The sequence below is a fragment of the Nonomuraea sp. 3-1Str genome (genome assembly GCF_031570565.1).
Taxonomy (GTDB): domain Bacteria; phylum Actinomycetota; class Actinomycetes; order Streptosporangiales; family Streptosporangiaceae; genus Nonomuraea.
This window is the reverse complement of record NZ_JALHBK010000017.1, coordinates 152,996-173,743: the sequence shown is the minus strand read 5'-3', so window position 1 is coordinate 173,743 and position 20,748 is coordinate 152,996. Positions and strand designations below refer to the sequence as shown.

17 protein-coding genes, 2 tRNA genes and 1 riboswitch are annotated in these 20,748 nt (G+C 69.3%); of the genes, 9 read left to right on the top strand and 10 right to left on the bottom strand.

Annotated elements, in window-relative coordinates:
• Positions 1-400: 400 nt before the first annotated feature.
• The 7 genes from MTP10_RS26015 to MTP10_RS25985 form a co-directional block, all read right to left on the bottom strand.
• Entirely contained in the window at positions 401-2,965 is a 2,565-nt protein-coding gene (locus tag MTP10_RS26015; RefSeq protein ID WP_310712299.1) for a valine--tRNA ligase, read from the bottom strand.
• A gap of 89 nt (positions 2,966-3,054) precedes the next feature.
• Positions 3,055-4,338 (bottom strand): ATP-dependent Clp protease ATP-binding subunit ClpX, encoded by a 1,284-nt coding sequence (gene clpX / locus MTP10_RS26010; protein ID WP_310712298.1) that lies wholly within the window; start codon positions 4,336-4,338, stop codon positions 3,055-3,057.
• Positions 4,339-4,512: 174 nt separating this feature from the next.
• A complete protein-coding gene (locus MTP10_RS26005) occupies positions 4,513-5,136 on the bottom strand; it encodes an ATP-dependent Clp protease proteolytic subunit (protein WP_310712297.1) in 624 nt (207 codons plus the stop codon).
• Between the two features lie 11 nt (positions 5,137-5,147).
• Positions 5,148-5,780, bottom strand: coding sequence for an ATP-dependent Clp protease proteolytic subunit (locus MTP10_RS26000; protein WP_310712296.1), 633 nt, complete (start codon positions 5,778-5,780; stop codon positions 5,148-5,150).
• A 111-nt stretch (positions 5,781-5,891) separates the two neighbouring features.
• Positions 5,892-7,457 (bottom strand): Na+/H+ antiporter, encoded by a 1,566-nt coding sequence (locus tag MTP10_RS25995; RefSeq protein ID WP_310712295.1) that lies wholly within the window; start codon positions 7,455-7,457, stop codon positions 5,892-5,894.
• 135 nt (positions 7,458-7,592) lie between these two features.
• Positions 7,593-9,026 carry a trigger factor gene (gene tig / locus MTP10_RS25990; protein WP_310712294.1) on the bottom strand — a complete coding sequence of 478 codons (1,434 nt, stop codon included), beginning with the start codon at positions 9,024-9,026 and terminating at the stop codon, positions 7,593-7,595.
• Between the two features lie 168 nt (positions 9,027-9,194).
• Positions 9,195-10,061, bottom strand: coding sequence for a helix-turn-helix transcriptional regulator (locus MTP10_RS25985; protein WP_310712293.1), 867 nt, complete (start codon positions 10,059-10,061; stop codon positions 9,195-9,197).
• Between the two features lie 246 nt (positions 10,062-10,307).
• On the opposite strand from MTP10_RS25985, the gene MTP10_RS25980 reads away from it, so the two are divergent.
• Complete coding sequence (locus MTP10_RS25980; RefSeq protein WP_310712292.1) at positions 10,308-10,769, top strand: ATP-binding protein; 462 nt, start codon at positions 10,308-10,310, stop codon at positions 10,767-10,769.
• A gap of 219 nt (positions 10,770-10,988) precedes the next feature.
• Here MTP10_RS25980 and MTP10_RS25975 read toward each other — a convergent pair.
• A tRNA-Gly gene (locus tag MTP10_RS25975) sits at positions 10,989-11,062 on the bottom strand.
• Positions 11,063-11,151: 89 nt separating this feature from the next.
• On the opposite strand from MTP10_RS25975, the gene MTP10_RS25970 reads away from it, so the two are divergent.
• Positions 11,152-11,228 (top strand) — tRNA-Pro (locus MTP10_RS25970).
• Between the two features lie 167 nt (positions 11,229-11,395).
• Here the strand turns inward: MTP10_RS25970 and MTP10_RS25965 are convergent.
• Entirely contained in the window at positions 11,396-12,088 is a 693-nt protein-coding gene (locus MTP10_RS25965; RefSeq protein ID WP_310712291.1) for a helix-turn-helix domain-containing protein, read from the bottom strand.
• Positions 12,089-12,247: 159 nt separating this feature from the next.
• Between MTP10_RS25965 and MTP10_RS25960 the strand changes: the two genes are divergently transcribed.
• On the top strand, positions 12,248-13,069 hold the full coding sequence (locus MTP10_RS25960; RefSeq protein ID WP_310712290.1) for an oxidoreductase: 822 nt from the start codon (positions 12,248-12,250) through the stop codon (positions 13,067-13,069).
• 8 nt (positions 13,070-13,077) lie between these two features.
• Positions 13,078-14,583: a DHA2 family efflux MFS transporter permease subunit gene (locus MTP10_RS25955; protein ID WP_310712289.1), complete on the top strand. Its 1,506-nt coding sequence runs from the start codon at positions 13,078-13,080 to the stop codon at positions 14,581-14,583.
• A gap of 26 nt (positions 14,584-14,609) precedes the next feature.
• Here MTP10_RS25955 and MTP10_RS25950 read toward each other — a convergent pair whose 3' ends face one another.
• Entirely contained in the window at positions 14,610-15,152 is a 543-nt protein-coding gene (locus MTP10_RS25950; protein WP_310712288.1) for a GNAT family N-acetyltransferase, read from the bottom strand.
• Positions 15,153-15,245: 93 nt separating this feature from the next.
• On the opposite strand from MTP10_RS25950, the gene MTP10_RS25945 reads away from it, so the two are divergent.
• From MTP10_RS25945 to MTP10_RS25925, 5 genes are all read left to right on the top strand, one after another.
• Positions 15,246-15,875, top strand: coding sequence for a uridine kinase (locus tag MTP10_RS25945; RefSeq protein ID WP_310712287.1), 630 nt, complete (start codon positions 15,246-15,248; stop codon positions 15,873-15,875).
• An 81-nt stretch (positions 15,876-15,956) separates the two neighbouring features.
• Positions 15,957-17,267, top strand: coding sequence for a TrpB-like pyridoxal phosphate-dependent enzyme (locus tag MTP10_RS25940; protein WP_310712286.1), 1,311 nt, complete (start codon positions 15,957-15,959; stop codon positions 17,265-17,267).
• A gap of 276 nt (positions 17,268-17,543) precedes the next feature.
• The gene (locus MTP10_RS25935) at positions 17,544-18,317 is read left to right on the top strand and encodes a DeoR/GlpR family DNA-binding transcription regulator (RefSeq protein WP_310712285.1); all 774 of its coding nucleotides are present in this window, start codon (positions 17,544-17,546) and stop codon (positions 18,315-18,317) included.
• Positions 18,318-18,319: 2 nt separating this feature from the next.
• Positions 18,320-19,399 carry a galactose-1-phosphate uridylyltransferase gene (gene galT, locus MTP10_RS25930; protein ID WP_310712284.1) on the top strand — a complete coding sequence of 360 codons (1,080 nt, stop codon included), beginning with the start codon at positions 18,320-18,322 and terminating at the stop codon, positions 19,397-19,399.
• Between the two features lie 67 nt (positions 19,400-19,466).
• A riboswitch (cyclic di-AMP (ydaO/yuaA leader) is annotated at positions 19,467-19,602 on the top strand.
• Between the two features lie 4 nt (positions 19,603-19,606).
• Positions 19,607-20,569, top strand: a complete 963-nt coding sequence (locus MTP10_RS25925) for a hypothetical protein (RefSeq protein WP_310712283.1) — start codon at positions 19,607-19,609, stop codon at positions 20,567-20,569.
• The last annotated feature ends 179 nt before the right edge of the window (positions 20,570-20,748 follow it).

The following is a 20,748-nucleotide window of genomic DNA, read 5'->3' as shown; positions in this document are numbered from 1 at the left end:
AGGTCTGAACCTAACTGAAAAAAGGAATCCGTCACCGAAATGACGGGGTTGTGCATCATGCACTGGCTTTTAACACACTGTTGAGTTCTCAAGAAACGGACGCGTACTCCCCAGAACTGCGAGAGGCTTACATTCCGTCTGTCGGTATTCTATCAGATTCGAGAGGTTCTTGTCAAACCGCCCGATCCGGTAGATACCGGGTCTGCCCCGCTTCGAGGCAACCCTGCTAACTTACTCGAACTTTTAGCCTTTGTCCAACACGAGGTGAACGCAGCCAGAAGTTCGGCTCAGTCAGAGGAGATCCGGGCCAACTGGCCCCGCGCGGAAAACTCTACCAGCCCGCGCGGGGTCCCAAGACCCAACTTCAGTAAGAAGAAAGCCTTCCCCGTGCTGGGAGGTCTCAAACCCCCAGGCCGGCGAGTTGTGCCTCAAGGCGCGCGATGTCCGCCTGGGCCTGGTCAGCGCGTCCTCGGACCTTGGCCACCACGTCATCGGGGGCCTTGGCCATGAACTGCTCGTTGCCCAGCTTGGCCGCCACCTGCGCGGCCTCCTTGCGGGCGGCGGCCAGGTCCTTCTCCAGCCGCTTCCGCTCCGCGACCACGTCGATGGCTCCCGCCGTGTCGATCTCGACGGTCACCTCGCCCACGGCGAGGCGGGCGGTGGCGGAGAACCCGTCGTCCGGCTCGGTCAGCCGCAGGAGGGAGCGGATCGCCACCTCCTGCCCCGCGAGAGTCGTGCCGGCCAGCCCGAGCCGGGCGGCGACCTTCTGCCCCGGCTTCAGCCCCTGGTCGGAGCGGAACCTGCGGACCTCGGTCACCAGCTCCTGCAGCGCGACGATCTCCTTCTCGGCGCCGGCGTCGACGTAGGCCGACTCCACCACCGGCCAGGGGGCCACCACGATGGACTCGCCGCCCGTGACGGCCCGCCACAGCTCCTCGGTGACGAACGGCACCAACGGATGCAGCAGCCGCAGCAGCGCGTCGAAGACGTGCCCGAGCACGAGCCTGGTGTGCTCCAGCCCCTCGCCGAGCTGGATCTTGGCCAGCTCCAGGTACCAGTCGCAGACCTCGTCCCACGCGAAGTGGTAGAGCAGGTCGGACACCTTGGCGAACTCGAACTCCTCGAAGGCCGCGTCGGCCGTCGAGATGACGCTCTGCAGGCGCGAAAGGATCCAGCGGTCGGCCGGCGTCAGGTCGAGCCCGTCCAGGGAGCCGGTCGTCGCGCCGTTCATGAGCGCGAAGCGCGTGGCGTTCCAGATCTTGTTGCAGAAGTTGCGGGAGCCGGCCGCCCACTCCTCGCTGACCGCGACGTCGGCGCCGGGGTTGGCCCCGCGCAGGAGCGTGAAGCGGGTCGCGTCGGCGCCGAAGCGCTCGATCCAGTCGAGCGGGTCGACGACGTTGCCGAACGACTTCGACATCTTCTTGCCGTACTGGTCACGGACCATGCCGTGCAGGGCCACGACGCGGAACGGCGGCTCGCCGTCCATCGCGTACAGCCCGAACATCATCATCCGGGCCACCCAGAAGAACAGGATGTCGTAACCGGTCACCAGCACCGAGGTCGGGTAGAAGCGCGCCAGCTCGGGCGTCGCCTCCGGCCAGCCGAGGGTCGAGAACGGCCACAGGCCCGAGGAGAACCACGTGTCGAGCACGTCGGCATCCTGGGTGTAGCCCTCCGGCGGAGCCTCGTCCGGTCCGACGCACACGACCTCGCCGTCCGGGCCGTACCAGACCGGGATGCGGTGGCCCCACCACAGCTGGCGGGAGATGCACCAGTCATGCATGTCGTCGACCCACTCGAAGTAGCGCTTGACCAGCTCCGGCGGGTGGATGCGGGTGCGGCCGTCGCGCACGGCGTCGCCCGCGGCCTTGGCCAGCGGGGCGACGTTGACGAACCACTGCAGCGACAGCCGCGGCTCGACCACGGTCTTGCAGCGCGAGCAGTGGCCGACCGAGTGCAGGTACGGTCGCTTCTCCGCGACGATCAGGCCCTCGGCCCGCAGCGCGGCCACCACGGCAGGGCGCGCCTCGAACCGGTCGAGCCCCTCGAACGGTCCGTGGGCCGTGATCACGCCGCGCTCGTTCATGACCGTCAGCGACGGCAGGGAGTGGCGGCGGCCGATCTCGAAGTCGTTGGGGTCGTGGGCGGGGGTGACCTTGACCGCGCCGGTGCCGAACTCGGGGTCGACGTGCTCGTCGGCGACGATCGGGATCATCCGCCCGGTCAGCGGCACCTCCACCATGGTGCCGACGAGGTGCGCGTAGCGCTCGTCGGAAGGGTGGACGGCCACCGCGGTGTCGCCGAGCATCGTCTCGGCCCGGGTGGTGGCGACGACGATGTCGTCGGAGTAGCGGATGGAGACGAGCTCGCCCTCGTCCTCGCTGTGCTCGACCTCGATGTCGGACAGCGCGGTCAGGCAGCGCGGGCACCAGTTGATGATGCGCTCGGCGCGGTAGATGAGCCCGTCGTCGAAGAGCCGCTTGAAGATGGTGTGGACGGCGCGGGACAGCCCCTCGTCCATGGTGAAGCGCTCGCGGGCCCAGTCCACGCCGTCGCCGAGCTTGCGCATCTGGCCGAGGATCCGGCCGCCGGACTCCTCCTTCCACTCCCAGACGCGCTCCACGAACGCCTCGCGTCCGAGGTCGTGGCGGGACAGGCCCTGCTTGGCCAGCTCGCGCTCCACGACGTTCTGGGTGGCGATGCCGGCGTGGTCCATGCCGGGCAGCCAGAGCGCCTCGCGCCCCTGCATGCGGGCGCGGCGGGTGAGCGTGTCCTGGATGGAGTGGTCGAGGGCGTGCCCGATGTGCAGGACCCCCGTCACGTTGGGCGGCGGGAGGACGATGCTGAACGGCGCGCGAGAGCTGCCGGCTTCGGCGTGGAAGTAGCCTTCGGACACCCATCGCTCGTAGCTGCGGGTCTCGACGTCGGCCGGGGTGTACTGGGTGGGCAGCTCTGGCGTTGTCACAGTGCCCCATTCTAGGGAGGCGGGAAAGCGATACGCCCCACGGTTTGCACCATGGGGCGTACGCGGGGACGAAGGCTCCGGCCTGCGGGTCAGGCCGACTTCTCGCGCGGCGTGCGCTGCTGCTTGGCGGCGAGCTGGTCGCGCGGTACGAGCGTGGGGATCGCGTGCTCCAGCACCGACTCGCGGGTGATGACGACGCGGGCCACGTCCTTGCGGGAGGGCACCTCGTACATCACGGACTGGAGCACCTCCTCCAGGATGGCTCGCAGGCCGCGGGCGCCGGTGCCGCGCAGGATCGCCTGGTCGGCGATGGCCTCCAGCGCGTCGTCGGTGAACTCCAGCTCCACGCCGTCGAGCTCCAGGAGCTTGCGGTACTGCTTGACGAGCGCGTTGCGGGGCTCGGTGAGGATCTGGACGAGCGCCTCGCGGTCGAGGTTGTGCACCGAGGTGATGACCGGCAACCGGCCGACGAACTCGGGGATCATGCCGAACTTGAGAAGGTCCTCCGGCATCACGTCGGAGAAGATGTCGACGGTGTCGATCTCCTCCTTGGAGCGGATGACGGCGTTGAAGCCGATGCCCTTCTTGCCGACCCGAGACTCGATGATCTTCTCCAGGCCGGCGAACGCCCCGCCGCAGATGAACAGCACGTTGGTGGTGTCGATCTGGATGAACTCCTGGTGCGGGTGCTTGCGGCCGCCCTGCGGCGGCACCGACGCGGTGGTGCCTTCCAGGATCTTCAGCAGCGCCTGCTGGACGCCCTCGCCGGAGACGTCGCGGGTGATCGACGGGTTCTCGCTCTTGCGGGCGATCTTGTCGACCTCGTCGATGTAGATGATGCCCGTCTCGGCCTTCTTGACGTCGTAGTCGGCGGCCTGGATGAGCTTGAGCAGAATGTTCTCGACGTCCTCGCCGACGTAGCCGGCCTCTGTGAGGGCCGTGGCGTCGGCGATGGCGAAGGGCACGTTCAGCATCTTCGCCAGCGTCTGTGCGAGCAGTGTCTTGCCGGAGCCCGTGGGCCCGAGGAGCAGGATGTTGCTCTTGGACAGCTCCAGGCCGTCGTCTCTGCCCCGGTCACCGGACTGCACCCGCTTGTAGTGGTTGTAGACCGCCACCGAGAGCGCCTTCTTCGCCTTGTCCTGACCGATGACGTAGGCGTCGAGGAACTCGTAGATCTCTCTCGGCTTGGGCAGGTTGTCCCACTTGAGCTCGGAGGACTCGGAGAGCTCCTCCTCGATGATCTCGTTGCAGAGATCGATGCACTCATCGCAGATGTAGACGCCTGGACCGGCAATGAGCTTCTTGACTTGCTTCTGGCTCTTCCCGCAGAAAGAGCACTTCAGCAGGTCTCCCCCGTCGCCGATGCGTGCCACCCCAGATACTCCTTTGCGTGGGACCGCCCTGCTCCGCGATCCGTGTCCTCCGGACCCGGTCCGAACCGCTCAGGTTTCGACGTTACCGTCTTCTGGGCCCTCAGTGAGCCCCCTGGCGGCGAGTCGCACCGGAACGTGCCCTATTGGGCAGCGCTCCGGTGCGTCACATCCTCGTCAGGAAGCAACCGCCTGAGCTCGCTTCTTCCGCGACGGAATGATGTCGTCGATCAGACCATACGCCTTCGCCTCGTCCGCGTTGAGAATTTTGTCGCGTTCGATGTCCTTGCGGACTTCGGCGGAGGACTTTCCGGAGTGCCTCGCCACGATGTCCTCCAGGAGGGATCGCATGCGAAGGATCTCGCGGGCCTGGATCTCGATGTCGCTTCCCTGGCCGCCGCCCTCGGTGGAGGGCTGGTGGATCAGGACCCGGGCGTTGGGCAGCGCGAAGCGCTTGCCCGGGGTGCCGCCGGCCAGCAGCACGGCCGCCGCGGAGGCGGCCTGGCCGAGGCAGACGGTCTGGATCTCCGGCCGGACGAACTGCATCGTGTCGTAGATCGCCGTCATGGCCGTGAAGGAGCCGCCGGGCGAGTTGATGTAGATGCTGATGTCCCGGTCGGGATCGAGCGACTCCAGCGTCAGCAGCTGGGCCATGACGTCGTTGGCCGACGCGTCGTCGATCTGCACCCCGAGGAAGATGATGCGGTCCTCGAAGAGCTTGTTGTACGGGTTCATCTCCTTCACGCCGTAGGACGTGCGCTCGACGAACGAGGGGAGGACGTAGCGGCTTTCGATGTTCACTTCAGCTCCCCCTAGGAGACGGGGCCCTGCGAGGGCACTTGCCGAGCGCTGCGAACGACGTGGTCGATGAAGCCGTAGTCCTTGCCCTCGTCGGCCGTGAACCAGCGGTCACGGTCGGAGTCGGCCTCGATCTGCTCCAGCGGCTGCCCGGTGTGGAAGGCGATCCGCTCGGCCAGCGTCTTCTTCACGTACAGCATCTGCTCGGCCTGGATGGCGATGTCGGCCGCGGTGCCGCCGATGCCGCCCGACGGCTGGTGCATCATGATGCGGGCGTGCGGCAGGCCGAAGCGCTTGCCCTTGGTGCCCGCGGAGAGCAGGAACTGCCCCATCGAGGCCGCCATGCCCATCACGACCGTGGAGACGTCGTTGGGGACGTACTCCATCATGTCGTAGATCGCCATTCCGGCGCTGACGGAGCCGCCGGGCGAGTTGATGTAGAGGGTGATGTCGCGGTCGGGGTCGTCCGCGGCGAGCAGGAGCAGCTCCGCGCAGATCCGGTTGGCGATCTCATCGTTGACCTCCTGACCGAGCACGATGATGCGCTCGCGCAGCAGGCGCTGGTAAAGCTGGTCCTCAAGCCGGAAGGACGAGCCGTTCTCACGGCCTCGCGACTCAGGCTGATAGAAGGTCGGCGGGCTGGTCACAGCGTCACCTTCCGATGCGTCGTAATCGATTGGCTTTGCTTGTGACCTTAACGCGCGCCGCCCACAGGTCATGCCCGCTCCACGTACTGTTCGCTGACGGCGCAGGTTGGGTCAGGCCCCTCCGGAGACCCTGCGGCGCTCCTCGACGTCCAGCTCGTGGTCAAGCTTGCGCATGGTGTCGGCACCGATGACGCCCTTGCGGTAAAGGTGTCGCAACTTGTCGCGCTGGGCCCTGATGAGCTCCCGACGGAGCCCGACGTGGTGCGATTCCGCGCCGGCATCGGCGTCCGCGCCGTCCCCGTCGCCGTCGAGGTCGCCGAGGACCTCGCGGACCCGGTCGAGGCGGAGCTCGAACAGCTGCCGGAACACCTCGGCGGTCCGGTCGTCCACCTTGTCGTCGGCGGCCAGCTCGTCCAGGCGGGCCAGCGCGGCCTCCAGGAGCGCCTCCCTGGCCGTGGCATCCTCCTGGACCTCCTCCTGGGGCTCTCCCACGCCCAGCCGGCGCAGCACCGGGGCGAGCGTCGTGGCCTGCACTCCCAGGGTGACCAGCACGACGCAGGCGGCCAGGAAGATGAGCAGGGCCCGGTTCGGGGCGTCGAGCGGGATGGACAGGGCGATGGCCAGCGTGATGGCGCCGCGCATCCCGGCCCAGCCGAGGACCAGCCGCTGACGCCGTTCGATCGGCCTCCCCAGGCGTACGGGTGCGAGGACCAGCGCCGTCCAGGCGAGCCGGAGCACGATCACGACCGCCATCGCGACGAGGGCGGTGAGAGCGAGCTGGGTCCAGGGCAGGTCGCGCACCTCGTGGAACACGTCCATGATCTGCACGCCCAGCAGGACGAACAGGGTGGATTCCAGCAGGTGGGACAGCACTCGCCAGAACACCTGGCCGCTCAGCCGCGAGGCCGGCTGGAGCACTCCCTGGGGGCTGATGCCGAGCACGAAGCCGGTGACGATGGTGGCGAGGACGCCGGACACCCCGAAGTGCTCGGCCGGCAGGTACGCGACGAACGGGGTCAGCAGCGACAGCACGATCTGGCTGCCGGCGTCGTGGAACACGCGGCGCACCTTGCCGATGACCCACGCGACCGCCAGGCCGTACAGGATGCCGCCGCAGACGACGCGCAGCAGCTCGATGACGCCGTCGGCGACGGTGACCTCGCCGCTGAGGCCGGACAGGGCCAGACCGAACAGGGTGAGCGCCACGCCGTCGTTGAGCAGGCTCTCGCCTTCCAGGATCGTCACGAGGCGCCTGGGGGCGCCGACGCGCTGCAGCACCGAGGTGGCGGCGACGGGGTCGGTGGGGGCGATCGCCGCGCCGAGCGCGAGCGCCGCGGCCCACGGCAGGCCGGGTACGGCGAAGCCGACGGCGACCATGACGCACAGAGCCGTGGCGGAGGTCAGGCCGACGGCCAGGATGGTGATGGGGAGCGCGTCCTGGCGGCTCTCGCGGGGCGCGGTCAGGAACGCCGCCCGGTAGATCAGGGGCGGCAGGAAGACGTTGAGGACCACCTCCGGCTGCACGTGCAGCCCGTGCAGCGCCGGCAGGAACCCGACCACGGCGCCGAACGGCACCAGCAGGATCGGTCCCGGCACGTTCAGGCGCTTGGACAGCACGCCCGGAACGAGGAGCGCGATGCCGAAGGCCAGGATCGCGAGGAAGGGTTGGTCGCCCATGGACCCTCTTCTGCCCAAGAAAAGGACGAAGCCCCCAAATCATAGAATTTGGGGGCTTCGGCGCGTGCGTGGGCGCTCACCGCTCGGGCCGTGGGCCCGTACGGTGGCCGCGCTCCGGACTCGCGCCCGGGGGCCTTACGCCTCCGGCTTGTCCTCGGCCTTGCCGGCGGTGTCGTCCGCCTGGTCGGCGGCCTCGACGCTCTCGTCGCTCTCGTCCTCGGCGGACTCCTCGACGACCTCCTCACCGTTGATCTCGGTGTAGATGGCCTTGAGGTCCACCTCGTTGCCGTCGCTGTCGACGACCTTGGCGGCGTCGCCGAGCACGGCCTTGGCCTTGTCGCGAACGATCTCGACCATGGCCAGCGTGAGCTGGTCGTTGTCGGCCAGGTGCTGGGCGAGCTGGTTGGGCTGCACGCCCATCTCCATGGCGCGGCGGACCACGAAGTTGGTCAGCTCCTGCTCGCTGACGCCCAGCTCCTCGGCCTTGACGATCTTGTCGAGCACGAAGCCGACCTTGATCGCCTTGCGGGAGCTGGTGTCGAACTCGGCGAAGCGCTCGTCCTCGGTCGTCTGGTAGAGACGGAAGAACGCGTCGCGGCTCAGGCCGCTCTCGGCGATCTGGTGCTCGAGGTTGTGCTTGCGGGCGTCGACCTCGGCCTTGAGCGCGCTGTCGGGGATCGGGATGTCGAGCTTCTCCAGCAGCGTGTCGAGGGCCTTCTCGCGGGCCTGGACGACCTGGTCGATCAGCTTGTTGCGGCGGGACTGCTCGCGGATGCTCTGCTTGAGCTCCTCCAGCGTGTCGAACTCGCTGGCGAGCTGCGCGAACTCGTCGTCGAGCTCAGGCAGGACCTTCTCCTTGACCGACTTGACGTTGATGATCACGTCGGCCTGCTCGCCGGCGTTCTCGCCGCCGACGAGCTCGGTGCGGAAGGTCTTCTCCTCGCCCGCGGACATGCCCTCGAGCGCGTCGTCGAGGCCCTGGAGCACCGAGCCGGCGCCGACCTCGTAGGAGACCTCGCTGGCCTGCTGCTCCTCGATGTTCTTGCCGTCGATCTCGGCCCGCAGGTCCATGACGACGAAGTCGCCGGAGGTGGCGGGGCGCTCGACGCCCGTCAGCGTGGCGAAACGCTGGCGCAGGGCGTCGAGCTGCGCGTCGATGTCGGCGTCGGTCACCTCGGCGGAGTCGACGGCGACCTCGACGTCCTTGTACTCGGGGACGTCGAAGTTGGGCCGGATGTCGACCTCGGCGGTGAACTCGATCTGCTCACCGTCGTCGATCTTCGTGACCTCGATGTCGGGCTGGCTGACCGGGAACACGTCGACCTCGTCGACGGCCTGGCCGTACAGCTTGGGCACCGCGTCGTTGAGGGTCTCCTCCAGCACGACCGCGCGGCCGAAGCGCTGCTCGATGATGCGAGCCGGGACCTTGCCGGGGCGGAACCCGGGGACCCGTACCTGCTGCGCGACCTTCTTGTACGCGGCATCCAGGCTGGGGCGCAGCTCGTCGAACGGCACCTCGACAGTGAGCTTGACCCGAGTCGGGCTGAGCTCCTCGACAGCGGTCTTCACGGGGTGGTCTCCTTGATCATGCTTCGAGTGATCGCGGGCGCGTCCAATCGGTACGGCTCACGCGCCGCGCCCACATGAGCGGCGCTGGGGCATGCTCCGCCACGGCGGGATACGAGCGCCGATGGCCAGTCTAGGGCAGGTGCGCACCCGACAGCGACGTGACGGGCCTCAGAACTCGTCGGCGATGGTCCGCAGCAACGCGGCCGTCTCGTCCGGGGTGGTGCTGACGGCGCAGAGCCGCTCCATCACCTCGGTGTAACGGTCGACGTCCTCGCGTTTGTCCAGGTACAGGGCGCTGGCGAGCTGCTCGACGTACACGACGTCCGGCAGCTCGCGGTCGGGGAAGCGCAGGATGCTGAACGCGCCGCCCTCGGCGCTGTGGCCGCCGAAGCTGAACGGCATGATCTGGATCGTGATGTTGGGCTGGCGCATCAGGTCCGCCAGATGTTCCAGCTGGGCGCGCATGACCTCGGCACCGCCGATGGGGCGCCGCAGCGCCGCCTCGTCGATGACCGCCCAGAAGATCGGGCCGTCGGGCCGGTCGAGGAGGCGCTGGCGTTCGAGCCGCAGGTCGACGCGGCGCGCGATCTCGTCGGGGCCGACGCCGGCCGCTCCGGCGGTGACGACCGCGCGGGCGTACTCCTTGGTCTGCAGCAGGCCGGGCACGAACTGCACCTCGTACGTCCTGATCCGCTCCGCGGCCTCCTCCAGGCCCACGTACGCCTGGAACCAGGTGGGCAGGACGTCGTTGAAGCGGTGCCACCAGCCGGGCTCGTTGGCCTTGGTCACCAGATCCAGGACGGCGGCGCGGGCCTCGGCGTCCGTCACGCCGTACAGGGTGAGCAGGTCGGCGACGTCGCGCTCCTTGAACCCGACGCGGCCCAGCTCCATACGGCTGATCTTGGACTCGGAACCCCTGATCAGGTGGCCCGCCTCCTCGCGGGTGACGCTCTTCGCCTCCCTGAGCCGGCGCAGCTGGGAGCCCAGGAGAATACGCAGCGCCGTAGGGCCGGAACCCGGCTGGTTCTGCGTCACTCTGCCTCCTATCAAGGTCCGCACACACAGTGACACCACATCGTCGGGTATGACAAGGTCCCAACCTGGTGTCCGATTCGGATACCCATCCGAGTAACCGCTCATGCTGCTGCACATTGCACATGCACGTGCATTTGGGTCTTGCAGGCACCCGGACCCGTGACCCATGATGGTCTAGTGCATTTTGGCCAGACATGCACTAAATCGAGGGCAGCAGGAGGTATCGGCGGGATGGTGGAGGATTCCTTGGCCACTGCCGATTGCCTGCAGATTACGCGCGAGGTGGGCTTCGACAGCCTGCTGACGGCCGGCAAGCCGTACACGACCTCGTGCCCGCTCCCCTTCCAGGCCGACTCCGTCAAGACCGCGCGCGACGTCACACGTTCGACGCTGCGGAGCTGGGGGCTGTCGGAGCTGAGCGACGACGCGACGCTGGTGGTGTCGGAGCTGGTGACGAACGCGGTCAGGTACGCGATGTACTCCAGCGCGCCGCAGGGCATCCAACTGCTGCTGATGAGGGTGGCGCCGCACGTGCTGCTGGCCGTGGCCGACCCGAGCGACGAAGTGCCGATGCCCAAGGAGCCCGACTTCGTCTCGGAGAACGGGCGGGGGCTCTACATCGTCGAGACCTACAGCCAGTGCTGGGGCTGGGACCCGCTGGCCCGCGGCGGCAAGGCCGTCTGGGCGCTCTTCCGCGCCGACTCCTGAGCCTGCGGCGTGACGTCGCCGTGGACGGCGAGCGGCGCTGATCGGGCTACGTGGCTCGGAGTACCCCGGTGAGATCAGCTCACCCGTCCTTTGACATGGTGGCGCTCGGTACGGGCCCGTGGGCGAGGCCAGGACCCGGAGGTCCAAGCGGACGCTCGCACTCCCCAAGAGGGGTGTGGAGGTGCCGGAAGAGCTCTGGGCCACCAGGGGAAGGCCCTTTGGAGCGGACGACGGGAATCGAACCCGCGTAGCTAGTTTGGAAGACTAGGGCTCTACCATTGAGCTACGTCCGCACGAACCGGTCGTGGTCTGGTCTAGACTTCAACCGGTCGTCAGGGCGTAAGCGTACCGGAGTCCCGGAGCGTGTGCGTACCCGGCGCAGCGGGGCGTGGCGCAGCTTGGCAGCGCGCTTGCTTTGGGAGCAAGAAGTCGCAGGTTCAAATCCTGTCGCCCCGACCAGCACGACCGCACGAAGCCCACTCCCCCGGACGGGGAGTGGGCTTCTGAGTGTCTCCCGGCTGATCCACGGCTCCGCACGGCCGGCACAGACGTGCGCGCCCAGCTGGACAGGTACGACTTCATCGCCACGTGAGGACCCCCTGGCGGCCGCTCTCACCTGACGCAGTTCACCGCTGGGGTTGCATGGAGAGGGCCTGCCGCCAGTGCTCGGCCGCCTGGCCCATGTCGTGGCCGAGCAGTGCGAAGAACTGGCTGGTGGTGCGGAGCCGGTCGCCGGTGGGTGTGTCGGTGCCGAAGATCCCGGCGCCGTGCCGGGCGGTGTCGGCCCATATCGCTATCGTCCTGGCGCTGGCCGCCCAGGTGCGGTACCAGACATCGACGTCGACCAGGTAACGCACCCGGCGGGCTTCGCGTTCCCGGGCGATCATCGCCCGCTGTTCGAGCCACTTGGCGGCATTGGAGACCGTCGCCGGACTGACGTGGAGTTGCCGGACGAGCTCCGTGGCGGTCAGGCTGCCGCCCTCGCTGAGGAACAGCGCGGCGAACACCCTGGCGGTCATGGGCGCCATTCCGCTCTCGATCATCATGGCGACGAACTGTTCCTCGAACTCCCTGGCCGTACGGACGTCACGGTTGTCGGTGGGGTGCGGAACGTCGGCGTGGGGAGCGCGCTTGCGGCGGCGGGCGCGCCAGTTCGTGGCGTGTTGCGCACGGGCGGCCCGGTAGCCGTGCGGGCCGCCGTTCCTGGCGATCTCGCGGGTGACGGTGGACCTGGACCGTCCCAGCCGGCGGGCGATCTCCGCGTACGACAGGCCGGCCGCCAGACCTTCGGCGATGCGGCGGCGGTCCTCGCTGGTCAACCGGTCTCCTGGCACGTCGTCCTCTCCTCGGTCGGTTGCACTCAGCTGCAAGCTCGTTGCACCAATATGCGGCCTTCTACCTGGCCATATGAGTTCCGTCAGTTGTCTCGGCGCAAAACACAACCCTACCGTTGGCCTGCACCGAAGAGGAGATTCATCATGGAGAAGGTCGTTCTCGTCACGGGCGCCTCCGCCGGCATCGGCAAGGCCACCGCCCTCGAACTCATCCGCGCCGGCCACATCGTCTACGGCGCCGCGCGGCGCGTACCCAGGATGGACGACATCCGCGACGCCGGCGGACACGCCCTGGCGCTGGACGTACGCCGGCCGGAGGACCTGGAACGCGCTGTCGCCGCGGTCGTCGAGGAGCAGGGGCGCATCGACGTACTCGTCAACAATGCCGGCACCGTCCTGCACGGCGCCGCCGAGGACATCCCCATCGACCGGGCGCGCGACCAGTTCGAGGTCAACGTCTTCGCACCGGCCCGGCTGACCCAGCTCGTCCTGCCGTACATGCGCGAGCAAGGGTCCGGCACGATCGTCAACGTCTCCTCCATCGGCGGCGAGATCGCGCTCCCGCTCGGCTGCTGGTACTACGCGAGCAAGCACGCCCTGGAGGCCTACTCCGACTCGCTGCGCATGGAGGTGGAGCCGTTCGGCATCGACGTCGTGATCATCCAGCCCGGGATCATCAAGACCGAGTTCGAAGACCGTACGGCACAGGACCTCCGTGAGATCTCCGGCGCGACCGCGTACGGGCAGATGGCGGAAGCCATGGCCGGACGCGCCGAGTCGCAACTCGGCGAGAACACCCAGGGCTCGGACCCCGGCCTGGTCGCCACCACCATCCGGCAGGCCGTCGACGCCGACAAGCCCGAGACGCGCTACCCGGTCGGCTGGACGGCCGACCAGCTCCTGGAGCTCAACAGGACGCTGCCGGACCGCGAGTTCGACAAGCTCATCATGAACGCCATGAAGTAGGACCCGCGATGTCGCATCAACCCGACTCACGCAGATGGTGGGCGCTGACCGCGCTCGTGCTCACGTCGCTGGCCGTGGGCTTCGACGTGACCATCCTCAACCTGGCCCTGCCGAGCATGGCCGAGGACCTGCACGCCGACAACGTCCAGTTGCAATGGTTCGTCACCGTCTACACGCTGGTGCTGGCCGCCGGCATGATCCCGGCGGGAATGCTGGGCGACCGCCTGGGCCGCAAGAGGACGCTCCTGGCCGCGCTGGTCATCTTCGGCGCCGGCTCGCTGGCCGCCGCCTACGCCCCCTCGACCGGGATCTTCATCGCGGCACGTGCCGTGCTGGGCCTGGGAGCGGCGCTCATCATGCCGACGATGCTGGCGCTGATCCCGGCGATGTTCACCGCGGAGGAGCGGCCGAAGGCGATCGGAACGCTGGCGGGCGCCTCGCTGCTGGCCTTTCCCATCGGTCCGGTCCTGGGCGGCTGGCTGCTGAACCACTTCTGGTGGGGCTCGGTCTTCCTGATCAACATCCCCGTCGTCGTCCTGGCGTTCCTCGCGGTCGCCGCCTGGCTGCCCGAATCGCGGCAGGAGCGCGGCAGGCGGATCGACGTGGGCGGTGTGGTGCTGTCGAGCGCGGCGCTGACAGGGCTGACCTACGGCCTCATCGAGATCGGTGAACGAGGCTGGACCGACGCCGCCGTGTTCGGGCCGATCCTCGGCGGGACGGCCGCGCTCGGGCTGTTCGTGGTCTGGGAGCGACGGACCGGCGCGCCGCTGGTGGACCTCGCGCTGTTCGGCGATGCGCGCTTCACCGTCGGCACCGCGCTGGCCACGCTCGTCAACTTCACCATGTTCGGCGTTCTGTTCGTGCTGCCGCAGTATTTCCAGGCGAACCTGCGGACGGACGCGATGGGCAGCAGCCTGCGCCTGCTGCCGCTCATCGGCGGGCTGCTCATCGGGATGGCGACGGCGAACAGGCTGAGCAGGTTGATCGGACCCAGGCTCGCGGTCGGTGTCGGGTTCGTCCTGCTCGCCGGGGGCCTGTTCTGGGGTGCCACCACCGGTACGGGCAGCGGCACCGGGTGGGCGGCCGCCTGGACGGCCATGTACGGACTCGGGCTCGGCTGTGTCCTGCCCACGGCGATGGACGCGGCGCTGGGCACTCTGTCACCCGGCACCGCCGGCGTCGGTGCCGCGGTGAATCAGTCCATCCGCACCCTGGGCGGCAGTTTCGGCGCGGCGGTGCTGGGCTCGATCCTCACCTCCGCCTACCGGGCCGCGGTGCCGGAGCAGGCACGCGAGAGCGTCTTCGCCGGGCTGGCCGCCGCACGATCCACCGGCTCGGCGGCCTTGGAGGACACGGTCCGCTCCGCCTTCGTCCATGCTCTGGACCTGGTCCTGGCGACCAGCGGGGGCCTCGGTCTCCTCGGCGTCGTCCTGGCCCTGGCCTGGCTGCCCGGCAAGCCCGAGCGTCCGGTTCGTGATGAGGCCATGGGCTTCGATGACACGGTGGCCGCCTGAGATCGCCGCACTGGGCGGCGCGCCGGTCAGAGGGTGAGCACCATGAGGATCTCGTCGCGGTCGTCGCCGGGTGCGAGGCGGAGCGCGCCGGGCCAGCGGCCGATCTCCTTCCATCCCAGCCGCGCGTAGAAGTCCTCCAGGCCCGTCCCGCCTCGGGCGGCGAGGTGGAGCTGTTCGAGTCCCATCTCTTCGCGGGCCAGGCGGCGCACACGGTGCATCAGCGCGGCGCCGAGGCCCCTGCCGCGGAACGCGGTGTGCGTCTGGACGTGGTGGACCGTGCCCCAGTGGGAGGTCAGCGGTTCGGCGTCCCTGCGTACGTGCAGCCAGCCGACGAGTGTTCCGCCGAGGAGGGCCACGAGGAGGCGGCCGCGGTGCGGGTCGAGACCGGCGATGATCCGGTCGGCCACGGGCGCCACCTGGTCGAAGGTGACGGGCGGGAACGGGAACCCGGCCGCGCCTCCGGCGTTGGTCACCGTGACCCAGCACTCGATCAGCTCGCGGCGCAGCGCGGGGGGCAGCTGGTCCGGGCCGGTGATGTCCAGGAACTCGGGTACGGCCTCGCGTGTCATGGTCACACCCTGGCGGACGGCACCGACAGGACGGCGAGGCGGGCCGCGGGCAGCCGCCGGTGGGGTGAGGGAAGGTCGCGTAGGCTCGGGGCGATGCGTGTGCGACCGATCTCGCCGGAGGCGCTGGCGGAGGAGCTGGCCGGGCGGATCGACGCCCTTCCCCGCGACCGGCGGATGCGGGTGCTGCTCGACGGTGCGCCGCCGGGCGAGCCGGGGCGGCTGGCCGACGCCCTCGTTGCGCCGCTCAGGGTCCGCGGGCGGGCGGTGGTGCGGGTGTCCGCCGGCGACTTCCTGCGGCCCGCGTCGCTGCGGCTGGAGTACGGCCGTACCGATCCGGACGTGTTCTACGACGACTGGCTCGACACCGGGGCGCTGGTCCGTGAGGTGCTCGGGCCGTTGGAGCCCGGCGGGACCGGCAAGGTGCTGCCGGCGCTGTGGGACAGCGGCGCGGACCGGGCCTACCGCCTGCCGTACGAGGACCTGCCCGTGGGAGGGGTGCTGCTGCTCGACGGGACGTTGCTCCTGGGGCGGGGGCTGCCGGCGGAGCTGAGCGTGCATCTGTGGCTGTCGGAGGCGGCGCTGGCGCGCGGCACCGGCGAGGACGAGCGCTGGCGGCTGCCCGCCTATGCCCGCTACGAGCGCGAGGCGCGGCCCCGGGCGAGCGCCGACGTCGTCGTACGGGTGGACAGACCCGGACGGCCGGCGATCGAGGACCCCGGCTGAACCGTGGACCCGGCTGAAGGAGCTCCAGGTGATCCGGCGCGTGACCTGGTGAGATGGGCGGGACCGGCGCAGACTGGAACGGTGATCCCTGGCCACTGGTACAACATCGTCCCGGACCTGCCCGCGCCCCCGCCTCCGCCGCTGCACCCGGCGACCCGGCAGCCCGTGGGCCCGGACGACCTCGCGCCGCTGTTCCCGATGGAGCTGATCGGCCAGGAGGTGAGCGGCGAGCGGTTCGTCGCCGTCCCGCGGGAGGTGCTGGACGTCTACCGGCTGTGGCGGCCGACGCCGCTGCTGCGGGCGCGCCGGCTGGAGCAGGCGCTCGGCACCCCGGCTCGGATCTACTACAAGTACGAGGGCGGCTCCCCCGCCGGGTCGCACAAGCCGAACACCGCCGTGCCGCAGGCGTACTACAACGCCCGCGAAGGCGTGCGGAAGCTCACCACCGAGACCGGCGCCGGGCAGTGGGGCAGCGCGCTGGCGTTCGCGTGCGCGCAGTTCGGGCTGGAGTGCGAGGTCTGGATGGTGCGGGCCTCCTACGACCAGAAGCCGTACCGGCGCTCGCTCATGCAGGTGTACGGCGCGACGGTCCACGCCAGCCCGTCGCCCGTGACCAAGGCCGGGGCCAGGGTGCTCGCCGAGACGCCCGGCTCGTCCGGCAGCCTGGGCATCGCGATCAGCGAGGCGGTCGAGGTGGCCGGCTCCGGCGAGGACGTCCGGTACGCGCTCGGCTCGGTGCTGAACCATGTGCTGCTGCACCAGACCGTGATCGGCGAGGAGGCGCTCCAGCAGATGGAGGAGACGCCCGACGTGATCATCGGCTGCACCGGCGGCGGCTCCAACTTCGCGGGACTCGTCTTCCCGTTCCTGCGCGAGAAGCTGGCCGGCCGGATCGACCCGGTGATCAGGGCCGTCGAGCCGGCCGCGTGCCCGTCGTTGACCAGAGGTGTGTACGCCTACGACTTCGGCGACACGGCGGGGTTCACGCCGCTGCTCAAGATGCACACCCTGGGCCACGACTTCGTGCCGGACCCGATCCACGCGGGTGGCCTGCGCTATCACGGCATGTCGCCGCTGCTGTCGCACATGTACGAGCTGGGGATGTTCGAGGCGGTCAGCAAGTCGCAGAGCGAGTGCTTCGAGGCCGGTGTCCGCTTCGCCCGTACCGAGGGGATCCTGCCCGCGCCCGAGCCGACGCACGCGCTGGCCGAGACGATCGCCGAGGCGCTGCGCTGCAAGGAGAGCGGCGAGGAGAAGGTGATCCTGACGGCGCTGTGCGGTCACGGTCACTTCGACCTGGCCGCGTACGACCGTTACCTGTCGGGGGCGATGGAGGACTTCGCGCTTCCGCAGGAACGCATCGACGAGGCCCTCGCCCACCTGCCCGGCTGACCCGACCGCGCCGTCCCGGTCGCCGCGGTCCCGCCGGCCGGGCGGGCGTCAGCGCGCCGTGGGACGCTTGCCGTGGTTGGCCTTCTTCTTCCTGCGGGCCTTGCCCTTGCGACTGCGCCTGGCCATACGAGCCTCCCTGTGAAAGCGACGAGCTCTGGTGTGACGTGCGTCTCCAACGTCTCCCGCCGGCGCTTCCGGCACAAGGGTGAGACCGGTCAACATTCCCCAACACTGGCATGTCATAATTTGGTGGAATCTGTTGGAAGGAGCGCGGGCTTGCTGGCACAGCAGCGACAGCAGACCATCCTCGAGCGCGTGCGCAGCAGCGGCGGCGTCCGGGTGGCGGACCTCGTGCGCGAGCTCGGCGTCTCCGACATGACGATCCGCCGCGACCTGGAGGTCCTCGCCGAGCGCGGCCTGCTGGCCAAGGTCCACGGCGGCGCGACGGCGCTGGACCAGGGGTCCACGGAGGAGCCGGGCTTCACCGCCAAGTCGGCCCGGCAGCAGCACGAGAAGGAGGCCATCGCGCGTGCCGCCGCCGAGCTCGTACGGCCGGGCACCGCGGTCGCGCTGTCGGCCGGCACCACGACGTGGTCGCTGGCCCACCATCTGACGGGCGTGCCCGAGCTGACGGTCATCACGAACTCCGTGCCGGTCGCCGACGTCTTCCACCGCAACCCGCGCCCCGACCGCACGGTCGTGCTGACCGGGGGCGTCCGCACTCCTTCCGACGCGCTGGTGGGCCCGGTGGCGGTGGCCGCGATCCGCCGGCTGCACGTGGACACGCTGTTCCTCGGGGTGCACGGCATGAGCGTGCGGGCCGGGTTCACCACGCCGAACCTGCTGGAGGCGGAGACCGACAGGGAGCTGGTGGCCGCGGCGCACCGGCTGGTGGTCCCGGCGGACCACACGAAGTGGAACACGATCGGCATCAGCACGATCGCCGAGCTGGCCGAGGCCGACGTCGTCATCACCGACGCGGGGCTGCCCGAGGACGCACGCACCGAGCTGGCCGACCGGGCCGGACAACTGATCATCGCTGAGGGGTAGTCGTGAAGCGCACCATCACCCATCTGGCCGACGGCCGGGAGCTGATCTACTTCGACCGGAGCGACGACGCCGACCGCGGCGCGATCGACCGCCGGCCGCTCAATCCGCGACCGGTGGCCTCCGAGCTGCGTTACGACCCGCTGACCGAGGAGTGGATCGCGGTCGCGGGGCACCGGCAGACGCGCACCTTCATGCCTCCTGCGGACGAGTGCCCGCTGTGCCCGTCGACGGACACGCGGGCCTCGGAGATCCCGGCGCGCGACTATGACGTGGTGGTCTTCGAGAACCGTTTCCCCTCCTTCTCCACGAATCTCGGGACTTATCAGGATGTGGGGGGCCTGAGCGAGGTTCGTCCGGGGGTGGGACGGTGCGAGGTGGTGTGCTTCACCTCGGAGCACTCCTCCTCGTTCTCCCGCCTGTCCGACGCGCAGGTCGAGCTGGTGATGGAGGCCTGGGCCGACCGTACGGCCGAGCTGTCCGCGATCGACGGCGTCGAGCAGGTCTTCTGCTTCGAGAACCGGGGCGAGGAGATCGGCATCACGCTGACCCACCCGCACGGGCAGATCTACGCCTACCCATACGTCACGCCGCGCACGAAGCTCCAGCTCGGCGCGGCCGCGCGGCACGCGGCCCGGCAGGGGGGCAACCTGTTCGCGGACGTGCTGGCGGCCGAGCGCGCCGCCGGGACCCGGGTCGTGGCCGCCAACGAGCTGTGGACGGCCTTCGTCCCGGCCGCGGCCCGGTGGCCGTTCGAGGTGCACGTCTATCCGCACCGGCAGGTCCCCGACCTCGCCGCGCTGTCGGAGGAGGAGCGCGCCGCGTTCGCGCCGCTCTACACCTCGGTGCTGCGGGCTCTGGACGGGATGTTCGGCGTCGCCATGCCGTACGTCTCGGCCTGGCACCAGGCTCCGGTACGGCAGGACCGGGAGCTGGGGTACCTGCACCTGGAGCTGTTCAGCATCAGGCGGGCGCCCGGGAAGCTGAAGTACCTGGCGGGGTCGGAGTCGGCGATGGGCGCGTTCGTCAACGACGTGCTCCCCGAGGAGGCGGCCCGGCTGCTCCGATCACAGATTGATCACTGATTGATCTCCGATTGGAGTCGCATGACCTCCGCTTTACTACTAGTATCCCTTCGGTACCGGCCGTAACAGCTGGTACACGCCTAATCCCGGGCGCGTCGCTCGGGAGCCGGGGACCCACCGCATCTGGGGTGAATCCACTTCGGTGGTAGGGACCTCCCATCCCGAACCCGTCAGCTAACCCGGCCGGCAGAGGGAGAGGAATACTCCGTGGCGTCCGCGTCCCCCACGCGCCTTGCCATCAACTTCGTCATCGGCGTCGTGATCGCCACCGCCGGCTTCGGCGCGGCCACCGCGACCGCCGCGCCCAAACCCAGCGAGTCCGAGCTGCGCGCCGAGCTGAAGAAACTGAACGGCAAGGTCGACAAGCTCATCGAGAGCTACAACCTCAAGCGGGTCGAGCTGGCCAAGGCCCAGCAGGCGGCCGGCACGGCCGGCAAGCGGCTCGCCGCCGCCGAGCAGGCGGTCGCCACGGCCGAGCGCCGGGTCACCGAGATCGCGCAGCTGCGTTACCAGAACGGCGACCCGGCCGTCCTCGGCTTCATGCTTCCCAACAGCGCCGCCGGCGCGGCCGTCCTGGAGCAGATGACCCGCGACCAGCAGACGGTCGTGGCGGGCGTCGCCAAGGCCCGCGACGAGAAGAAGCGGGCGGCCGACGAGGCCGCCGCCCTGGCCACCCGGATCAGCACCGAGACGGCGGACGTCGCCAAGCGGCGCGACGAGGCCCAGGACGTCATCGACGACATCGAGAAGAAGCTCAAGGATCTCGTGCCGGTCAGCACCGGCCGCCGCTCCGACGGCACCTGGGCGCCCGAGCTGCCGTCGGGCACCGACAACATCACCCCCCGCACCCAGGCGATGCGCGCGCTGGTCCAGAAGAACTTCTCCCTGCCGTTCACGGTCGGCTGCTTCCGCTCGGGGTCGAGCGGCGAGCACCCGCTGGGCCGGGCGTGCGACTTCATGATGAGTTCGGGCGGCACCATGCCCAGCGCCGCCAACCAGGCCCTCGGCGACCGCCTCGCGGCCTGGGCGTTGGCGAACAAGGCGAAGCTGGGCGTGAAGTACGTGATCTGGCGGCAGCGCATCAACCAGGGCTCCGGATGGAGCGCCATGTCGGACCGCGGCAGCATCACCGAGAACCACTTCGACCACGTCCACATCTCGATGAACTGATAAGGAGACGAATAGCATCTGATGAGCTATTCGCGCTCTTGAAGAAGGCGTTTCAGCTGGCCGTCGGTCTGTGAGGGCGGCGTCCGCCGAGGTCATCCTGTGCGTTGGCGGGTGGCCAGCTGCCTGCCACTTCTCCGGACGCCGGACGGGATCCCGCATCAGATGCGATGCATGTCGCA